The organism is Nocardiopsis nanhaiensis (assembly GCF_054778635.1).
Genome location: NZ_BAAGZJ010000021.1, coordinates 86,318 through 94,363, shown reverse-complemented (window position 1 = coordinate 94,363; position 8,046 = coordinate 86,318). Strand labels below are relative to the sequence as shown.

The window sequence follows — 8,046 nt, the reverse complement described above, 5'->3', positions numbered from 1 at the left end:
GTGCGCTGCCTCGCAAGCTCGGCAGCATCGCACAGCGGGGGCCCGCCCGGGTTTGGCTGTCGACTGAGAGATGCGCGGTGACAGTGCCGCTGGGGCGACGCGCAGCAGGGTATGTGTCCGCCGAACATGCCCTAGTCTGGTAGCGCACTGTCGGTCGAGGAAAGACACCATGAAGACCTTCGAAGAGCTGTTCGCCGAGCTGTCCGAGAAGGCACGCTCCCGCCCCGAGGGGTCCGGGACCGTCGCCCAACTCGACGCGGGCGTCCATGCCATCGGCAAGAAGGTCGTCGAGGAGGCCGCCGAGGTCTGGATGGCCGCCGAGTACGAGTCGGATGAGCAGGCCGCCGAAGAGATCTCGCAGCTCCTCTACCACCTCCAGGTTCTGATGCTGGCTCGAGGCCTGCGCCTCGAGGACGTCTACAAGCATCTTTAGGCCGGTGCCCCGCGGTCACGCGGAAGCGCTGTAGCGCACCGGCCCGCCAGACGTCCCCGAACACGCCAGAGCGACAAAGGAACCCACACATGCCCGACATGCTCAGGATCGCCGTGCCCAACAAGGGCCAGCTGTCCGACCCCGCCGTCCAGATGCTGCGCGAGGCCGGGTACCGGCAGCGCAAGAGCAGCCGCGACCTCGTCCTGGTCGACCCGGACAACAGCACCGAGTTCTTCTTCCTCCGCCCGAAGGACATCGCCGTCTACGTCGGCGAGGGCATCCTCCAAGCCGGGATCACCGGCCGCGACATGCTGCTGGACTCCGGTGCCCCGGTGGACGAGGTCCTCCCGCTGGGCTTCGGCGGGTCCACCTTCCGCTTCGCCGCCCCGGGCGGCGACCGGATGAAGCTCGCCGACCTCAACGGCAAGCGCATCGCCACGTCCTTCGACGGGCTCCTCCGCTCCTACCTCGACGAGCAGGGCGTGGACGCGCGGGTCATCCACCTGGACGGGGCCGTGGAGAGTTCGGTACAGCTCGGCGTGGCCGACGCGGTGGCCGACGTCGTCTCCACCGGGACCACCCTGCGCAACGCGGGAATGGAGACCTTCGGCGACCCGATCCTGGTCTCGGAGGCCGTGGTCATCCGGCCGACGGGCGCCCCGGAGGACCAGCAGATCGACCTCCTGCTCCGCCGCCTGCGCGGCGTCCTGGTGGCGCGCGACTACGTGATGATGGATTACGACGTGCACGCCGAGAAGCTCGATGGGGCGGCCGCTCTCACGCCGGGCATGGAGGGACCGACGGTCTCCCCCCTGCACCGCGAGGGCTGGGTCGCGGTCCGCTCGATGGTGCCCCGCAAGGAGGCCCAGCGGATCATGGACGACCTGTGGGAGCTCGGCGCCCGCGCCATCCTGGTCACCGACATCTACGCCTGCCGCCTGTAGGGGCCACCAGCTTGTAGGAATCACCCGCCTGTAGGGGCCACGGGGCCGGTCGACCGGCCCCGTGGCCCCGGCCATATGTGACGCGGCCCGCCCGTTCCGGCCCCGTACGGGGGCGCGACCGTCGGCGTCAGTCGGGAGTGACGGTCAGTGTGGTCTCGTCGCCGTCAGCGGCCCCCGCCACGGTGACGTGGAGGACCCGCAGCTCGCCGTCCCAGTCCGCGGTCCACCCCCCGTCACCGGACGGAGTGTCCACGGTGAGCTCGAACCCTTTTCCGGGCCCGTCGCCGAAGGTGTCCCCGGGCAGGTACAGCTCGGTGGCCCCGGACACCTCAGCGCGCTCGGTGTAGCGCACCCGGAGTTCGGCCTCCCCGGTGTCGTAACCCAGGTCCACCGGCTCCCCGGCGACCGCGCGGGGATGGGCACGGTTCATCACGTCCGCCAGCGGACCGGGGGTGAGCTCCCCGTCGTCCCCTTCCCGCTCCTCCCAGGGCCCCCAGCCGTCGTGGTCGTTGGACCAGTACGCCCGCCCCGTGGACATCGCCTCGGTCTCCTCCAGCATCCGATCGACGAACTCCGGCGCGCCCGCTCCGGACATGTCCAGGCCGAACTCGCCCAGCACGATCGGTGCCTCCAGCCGTTCGCCCACGACCTGGACGCTGTGCGACCACGCGTCGACGCTCGTGTCGACCTGCCCCATGGCGTCGCCCTCGTAGGGCTGGCCCAGGTCCATGGGCAACGCGTACATGTGCGGGGCGTAGACGATCCGGGGCCGCCCCTCGCGGGGGTCGTCGAGGTGCGGCAGGGCCGACGGCAGTCCCCAGTTCACGCCGACGGCCTGCCCCTCCACGAAGATCCAGGTGTCCTGGTCGGACTCGCGGATCCGCGCCATGGAGAGGCGGTAGAGCTCGGCGAGGGGTCCGGCCTCGAAGTCGGTGCCTTGGAGGCTGCCGCCGAAGGGCTCGTTCATGAGGTCGTAGCCGATCACCGCGGGTTCGCCGGAGAAGCGTTCGGCGACGCGGCCCCAGGCGTCAGCGTAGGAGTCCATCAGGTCGGGGTACTCGCCGGTGGTGCCCCAGAAGTGGTCGAAGGCCCGCATCACCCCGGGTTCCAGGTACACGAGCTCCCACATCTCGTTGCTCTCCACGCCCAGCCCGTCGTTGTGGGTGGCCCACTCGGGTGCGCCGTTGCCGGAGTGCTCCTCGGGGCTGGTGTAACGGCCGTAGAGGTCCTGGTGCATGTCCAGGAGCACGTGGTAGCCGCGGTCCGCGTACCAGCCGACGCGCTCGGCGACCGCGTCCAGGTACTCCTCGTCGTAGACGCCCTCTTCGGGTTCCAGGGCCTGCCACTGGATGAGGAGGCGAACGAAGTTGGTGCCCATGGTGTCGTACTCGGTCTGGACGTCCTCTTCGGTGATCCAGGGCAGCCGGTCCGGGTCGCTCTTGGCGGAGCCGGAGGTGTTGAAGCCGTGCAGGAAGAGCGCCCGCCCCTGGTCGTCGGTGATGTACCTGGTGGGGCCGGGGTCGTTCCGGGTGACGCTGGCGATGAGGCCGCCGAGCACCAGAACGAGGACGGACAGGAGGGCCGTGACGAGTCTGCGCTTGCCGGTGCGCCGCATCTCGCTCCTGGGGATGGGGGAAGACGGGGCTGTGCCGAGGAGATCTAGGTCACTATGATGCAAAACGTGAATGATATTCGCAATAACCGTCCCCCCGTTGCCGCCACGGCTACCGCTGTTTCCGCCCTCCTCCCCTGCCTGCTCTTCGGTAGCGCGGCCTTCGTCACCTGGCTCGGCTCCCGTGCCGCATGGCTGATGCTGCCCACCTCCTTGGGAGTGCCCTTCGCCTTTCCCCGGCTGCGCCTGGTCTCCTTCGTGGGCCAGCCCGGCTGGAACCTGGTGGTCGAGCTCGTCGCCGTCGTGCTCCTGGCGGCCGTCGCCGCCTGGTGGGTGCACCGGGCCGTGCGGCGCCGTCCCGAGGCCAACGCCTGGCGGGTTCTGCTGTCCGCCTGGGCCGGGATCCTGCTGGGACTCGTGCTCGCCAACGCGCTGCGCGCGGCCGCTGCGGCGGCGGCCATCGGTGTGGGGCCGCTGGTCCTCTTCGGCTTCGCCTTCGCGGGCGTGCTCAGCGGCCTGCTCTGGGCGGCCTGTGCGGGGTGGCTGTGCGCGCTGCCCGTGGCGCTCGCCCACCGGTTCACCGCCCCCGACCAGCGGCCGGAACCGGTGGAGGCCACCGGCGGGGCCTGAGCAGCGGGGCCTGGGGCCGGTTCCGGGTGCTCCCCGGAACCGGAGCCGGGTCACTTCGAGGAGTTCTCGCTCCCGCGCGGGCGTGACTGGAGCGCGGCCCAGATCAGGGGGATCTGCAGGGGAACCCGCCCCCAGGCCAGCACCTTGTTGTCGGCCACCGACGGCAGCCGTCCCGAGCCGGAGTCGAGAGCCATCTGGATGTTGGCGGGCCACACCGCCAGGAGCAGCGCGGCACTGGCCGGTCTCGCCCACCCGCGGCGGGTGAGCAATCCCACGCCGCAGGCGAGTTCGGCGACACCGCTGCCGTAGACCCACGCGCGGGGTTCGGGCAGCTGCCGGGGCATGATCGCTTCGAACGGCTTCGGCTTGAGGAAGTGCAGCACTCCGGCGCCCACGAAGGCGCCGCCGAGCGCGAGCGGCGCTGCCTTGCGTACTCTGTCCAACTTCGTGCTCTTCAGGGGGTTCATCCGGTCTCCTTTCGCGGTGCTCGCCCCATAACTTACTCACCAGTAAGGAAGTGCCCTCGTACCGGCCCGTCGGAATGCGCACCGGGCCGAACACCACGCGAGCGGGATCGGTCGAAGGCACAATGAGGGACATGAACCAGCGAACGCAGGAACTCGCCCCCGAAGGTGAGTCGGTCACCCTGGCCCGGGTGACCGGGGAGACCGGCGGCGACTTGGTGTTGCGCCGGGAGGGCGCGCACTACGAGATCTACTCCAACGGCCTCTTCCTCATGGATACCCGGGACGGGACCTCGGAACGGGAGATGGTGCGCGCGAGCCTGGCCGGGCTCCCCTCTGGCCGCTCGCACGCCCGCGTACTGATCGGCGGTCTCGGCGTGGGCTTCTCCGCCCGCGAGGCGCTCGACCACCCCCAGGTGTCCCGCGTGGACGTCGTGGAGCTCGAACCCCACGTGATCGCCTGGCACGACGGCGAACTGGGCGAGGCCGCCGACTACGTCCACCACGACCCCCGCTGCCTCGTCCACAACGCCGACATCGTTGCGTGGCTGGAGGGCGCGTCCGGGGCCGCGAAACCGAGCCGTTACGACGTCATCTGCCTGGACACCGACAACGGCCCCGACTGGACCGTGGTGGAGAACAACAACCGCCTGTACGAGGCGGCTGGCCTGGAACAGCTCATCCGCCTGCTGAAGCCCGGCGGGGTGCTCTCTTTTTGGAGTGCCAACGCCGTCGACAGCTTCGAGGACCTGCTCAGGTCCCGCTTCGCGTCGGTGGAGGTCGTGGAGGTGGTGGTCGCCAGGGGAGTCCCGGACACGGTCTACCTCGCCTCAACCCCCCTCTAGAGGCCAACGGGAGGCTGGCCGGGGTGTTGCTCAGGCCAGCCCCCACCGTTCCAAGGCCGCCCGCAGGTCGGCGGGGCCGCGGTGGTGCACCCCCGCCATGCCGAGTTCACGGGCGGCCGCCACGTTGGCAGCACTGTCGTCCACGAACGCGCACTCCCCTGGGGCGGCACCCGCGCGCTCGGCCGCGATCCGGTAGACCCGGGGGTCCGGTTTGGCCACGCCCACCCGGGACGTGTTGACCGCGTCCGCGGCCAGGTCGGCCAGGCCCAGGGCAGCCAGGTCCGACTCCAGCCGGGTGGTGGCATTGGACACCAGGACCACGGGCACGTGATCTCGGGCGGCGGTCAGCAGCTCCGCGACCTCGTGCTCCACCGTTCCCGGCACGTTCGTCCACGCCGCGACCAGGGACCGGCCCCGAACGGGGCCTCCGCAGCGGTCGGCCAGTGCGGCCGCGATTCCCTCGCGCCACTCCTCGTCGGTGACCTGGCCGGTGATCGCGGGCAGCAGGTGGTCCGGGTGGAAGGCCGTGCCGGCCAGGGTGCCCTCGGGCAGGCCGTGGGCGAGGTCGGCGCTGGTCATCGCTTCGGGCGGCCACAGCCGCAGGACCCCGTCCACGTCGCAGAGGAGGGCACGCGGTGCACCGTTCTGCGCGCCCACGGGGGTCAGCCCTGGTTCTGGGACATGTAGCGGGCGAACTCGTCCAGCGAGATCCGGTGGTCGCCGTCGCTGTCCATCGCCCGCACCACGTCGGCGGCCTGTTCGTCGGTGGTCTGGTCACCCAGGTTGCGCATCAGTGACGCCAGCTCCTGCGCGGAGATGAGACCGTCGCCGTCGGTGTCGACGAGGGCGAAGGTGGCGGCGTAGTCGGCGGTCTCGGCCATCGGGGGTCACACTCCGGGTCTGCTGGGGAGGGGGAACGGGCTCGCGCCAGGCTACCGGTGGCCGCGCGTGCGGGCCAGTGGTGTACGGAAGCCGGGTCCGGAGAGGTGGCCCGGTAGGCCCGCCGTATTGAGGAGCGCCACATCGCCGGGCCCGCCTGGACAGCGGTGACAACGGCCGAGGGGCCGCACGCCCCGCGTGCGGCCCCTCTGTGGCGACAGTTGGTCCTTTGGCCCGTCAGTGGGTGCTGGTGGCCGCCTTCGACCCGATCCAGCGGGCCACCACGGTGAACGCCAGCACCAGTACGAAGAGGCAGAGTGCGGCGCCCCAGGCGCGGTCGATACCGGCCTCGAAGGGCTGGGCGGCGCCCCGGTACAGCTGCATCGGGACCGCGCCCTGCGGGTCGCCCTGAAGGGAGGTGACAACCAGGCCGGACCCGAAGGCGGTCAGCAGCAGCGGGGCGGTCTCACCGATGCCTCGGGCCACGGCCAGCATCGAGCCGGTGGTCAGGCCGGGAGCGGCAGCGGGCAGGACCGTGTGCACGATCGTCTGCCACTTGCGGGCGCCCAAACCGTAGCTGGCGTTGCGAATCTCATTGGGGACGAGCCGGAGCATCTCCTCCGCGGACCGGGTGACGATCGGCAGCATCATAACGGCGATCGCCACCGCGCCTGCGAAGGTACCGAAGCCCAGACCGCCCCAGCCGATCACCAGCAGCCCGTACACGAACAGGCCCACGAAGATCGACGGGATACCGGTCATCACGTCGGTGAAGAACCGGATCGCCGAGGTCATCCGGTTCGGGCCGTACTCGACGATGTAGACGGCCGTAGCGATGCCGAACGGGATGGACATCAAGACGGCCAGCGCCATGATGTACAGCGTTCCGAAGAACCCGGCCGCGTAGCCGCCGCCGTCGCGCCGGGGCGGCGGCTCGGTCTGGGTGATGAAGTCCAGGTTGACCACGCCGATGCCCCGACGGGTCACCTCGAAGATGATCAGGACCAGCGGGATCATGGCGATGACCATGGCCGCGGTCAGGGCCACGGTCGCCGACCGGTCCTTGAAGCGCCGGTACGCGGACCCCGGAGGGCGCTCGCTCAACGGGGCGGGGCGGCGTGGTGGGGCGGTTGTGGTGCTCATACGGCGGCGTCTCCCGTCATGCGCCCCAGGCGCCAGACGATGATACGGGCGAGGATATTGACGATCATCGTGACCAGGAAGAGGGCGACACCGATCGCCATCAGCCCGGTCCTGGCCTCCGGCGTTGCCTCACCGAAGGTCGCGGCGATGTGCGAGGCCATGCTGCTGCCCGTCCCGAACAGGCTCGCCCCCCAGGACTGGGAGCCGCCGATCAGCATCAGGACCGCGATGGTCTCTCCCAGCGCGCGGCCCAGGCCCAGCATGGCCGCGGCGACGATCCCGGAGAAGCTGGCGGGGAGGACCACCTTGCGCATGACCTCCCAGCGGGTGGATCCGAGCGCGTAGGCGGCCATGCGCTGGTCGATCGGGTGGACCGCGATGACCTCGCGGATGATGGCGGTCATGATCGGCAGGATCATGATGGCCAGCACGATCCCGGCGGCCAGGTAGCCGACGCCCCGGATCGGTCCCTCGAAGAGGAAGACCCAGCCGAGGACGCTCTCGAGGACCTCGAAGAAGGGGCGCAGGACGTTCGGTAGGAACCAGTGCAGGCCCCAGAGGCCGAAGATGACGCTCGGCACCGCGGCGAGCAGCTCCACCGTGTAGGAGAGCGGCTTGGCCAGGCGGCGCGGGGCCAGGTGCGTGATGTAGAAGGCGACCATGATCGCCAGCGGCAGCGCGATGACGATGGCGATGGCCGAGGTGACCAGGGTGCCGTAGATGAACGGCCAGGCACCGTAGGTGCCGGTGATCTCGGTCCGGGAGTTCCCGGTCTGCCACTCTTCGCCGAACAGGAAGCCGAAGAAGCCCTCCTTGGCGAAGACGGGCCAGGCCTCGGAGGTGGTCCGGATGACCATCAGCGCCAGGATGACCAGCACGATCGTTCCGCAGGCCGCGACGGCCCACTTGAAGATCGGGTCGGCGAAGCGCCCCTTGCTGGAACTCAGCGTGCCCCGCCGGGGTTCCTCCGGGGCCGGGGCCTCGGGGGCCTCAGTGGACATGGTGCGTCTCCTCTTGATGGCTTTCGTGGGAGTCGGAGAGCGGTGCGCCGGGCGACGCGTGGCGGCTCGCTGTTCCGCCGGGCACGCCCGGACCC

10 protein-coding genes are annotated in these 8,046 nt (G+C 70.4%); 4 read left to right on the top strand and 6 right to left on the bottom strand.

All coding sequences use genetic code 11. The annotated features are described in order from the left end of the window. The first annotated feature begins 169 nt into the window (after window positions 1-169). Both ACYVD1_RS12790 and hisG read left to right on the top strand, forming a co-directional pair. Window positions 170-433: a phosphoribosyl-ATP diphosphatase gene (locus ACYVD1_RS12790; RefSeq protein ID WP_014913038.1), complete on the top strand. Its 264-nt coding sequence runs from the start codon at window positions 170-172 to the stop codon at window positions 431-433. A gap of 89 nt (window positions 434-522) precedes the next feature. Then, window positions 523-1,377 carry an ATP phosphoribosyltransferase gene (hisG, locus tag ACYVD1_RS12785; RefSeq protein WP_460771755.1) on the top strand — a complete coding sequence of 285 codons (855 nt, stop codon included), beginning with the start codon at window positions 523-525 and terminating at the stop codon, window positions 1,375-1,377. Between the two features lie 127 nt (window positions 1,378-1,504). Here the strand turns inward: hisG and ACYVD1_RS12780 are convergent, their stop codons facing one another. Next, on the bottom strand, window positions 1,505-2,992 hold the full coding sequence (locus tag ACYVD1_RS12780; protein WP_460771752.1) for a cellulase family glycosylhydrolase: 1,488 nt from the start codon (window positions 2,990-2,992) through the stop codon (window positions 1,505-1,507). Between the two features lie 57 nt (window positions 2,993-3,049). Between ACYVD1_RS12780 and ACYVD1_RS12775 the strand changes: the two genes are divergently transcribed. Further along, window positions 3,050-3,619 carry a hypothetical protein gene (locus tag ACYVD1_RS12775; protein WP_460771760.1) on the top strand — a complete coding sequence of 190 codons (570 nt, stop codon included), beginning with the start codon at window positions 3,050-3,052 and terminating at the stop codon, window positions 3,617-3,619. A 50-nt stretch (window positions 3,620-3,669) separates the two neighbouring features. Here ACYVD1_RS12775 and ACYVD1_RS12770 read toward each other — a convergent pair whose 3' ends face one another. Next, on the bottom strand, window positions 3,670-4,086 hold the full coding sequence (locus ACYVD1_RS12770) for a DoxX family protein (RefSeq protein ID WP_460771750.1): 417 nt from the start codon (window positions 4,084-4,086) through the stop codon (window positions 3,670-3,672). Between the two features lie 131 nt (window positions 4,087-4,217). Between ACYVD1_RS12770 and ACYVD1_RS12765 the strand changes: the two genes are divergently transcribed. Then, on the top strand, window positions 4,218-4,928 hold the full coding sequence (locus ACYVD1_RS12765) for a spermine/spermidine synthase domain-containing protein (RefSeq protein ID WP_460771748.1): 711 nt from the start codon (window positions 4,218-4,220) through the stop codon (window positions 4,926-4,928). A 30-nt stretch (window positions 4,929-4,958) separates the two neighbouring features. Here the strand turns inward: ACYVD1_RS12765 and ACYVD1_RS12760 are convergent, their stop codons facing one another. From ACYVD1_RS12760 to pstC, 4 genes are all read right to left on the bottom strand, one after another. Continuing rightward, window positions 4,959-5,585 carry an HAD-IA family hydrolase gene (locus ACYVD1_RS12760; RefSeq protein WP_460771745.1) on the bottom strand — a complete coding sequence of 209 codons (627 nt, stop codon included), beginning with the start codon at window positions 5,583-5,585 and terminating at the stop codon, window positions 4,959-4,961. Window positions 5,586-5,590: 5 nt separating this feature from the next. Beyond that, window positions 5,591-5,809 carry an EF-hand domain-containing protein gene (locus ACYVD1_RS12755; protein WP_460754568.1) on the bottom strand — a complete coding sequence of 73 codons (219 nt, stop codon included), beginning with the start codon at window positions 5,807-5,809 and terminating at the stop codon, window positions 5,591-5,593. Between the two features lie 235 nt (window positions 5,810-6,044). Then, window positions 6,045-6,950, bottom strand: a complete 906-nt coding sequence (pstA, locus tag ACYVD1_RS12750) for a phosphate ABC transporter permease PstA (protein ID WP_460771742.1) — start codon at window positions 6,948-6,950, stop codon at window positions 6,045-6,047. Continuing rightward, window positions 6,947-7,951 carry a phosphate ABC transporter permease subunit PstC gene (gene pstC / locus ACYVD1_RS12745; protein ID WP_460771740.1) on the bottom strand — a complete coding sequence of 335 codons (1,005 nt, stop codon included), beginning with the start codon at window positions 7,949-7,951 and terminating at the stop codon, window positions 6,947-6,949. The genes pstA and pstC overlap by 4 nt, the downstream gene beginning before the upstream one ends. Between the last annotated feature and the right edge of the window lie 95 nt (window positions 7,952-8,046).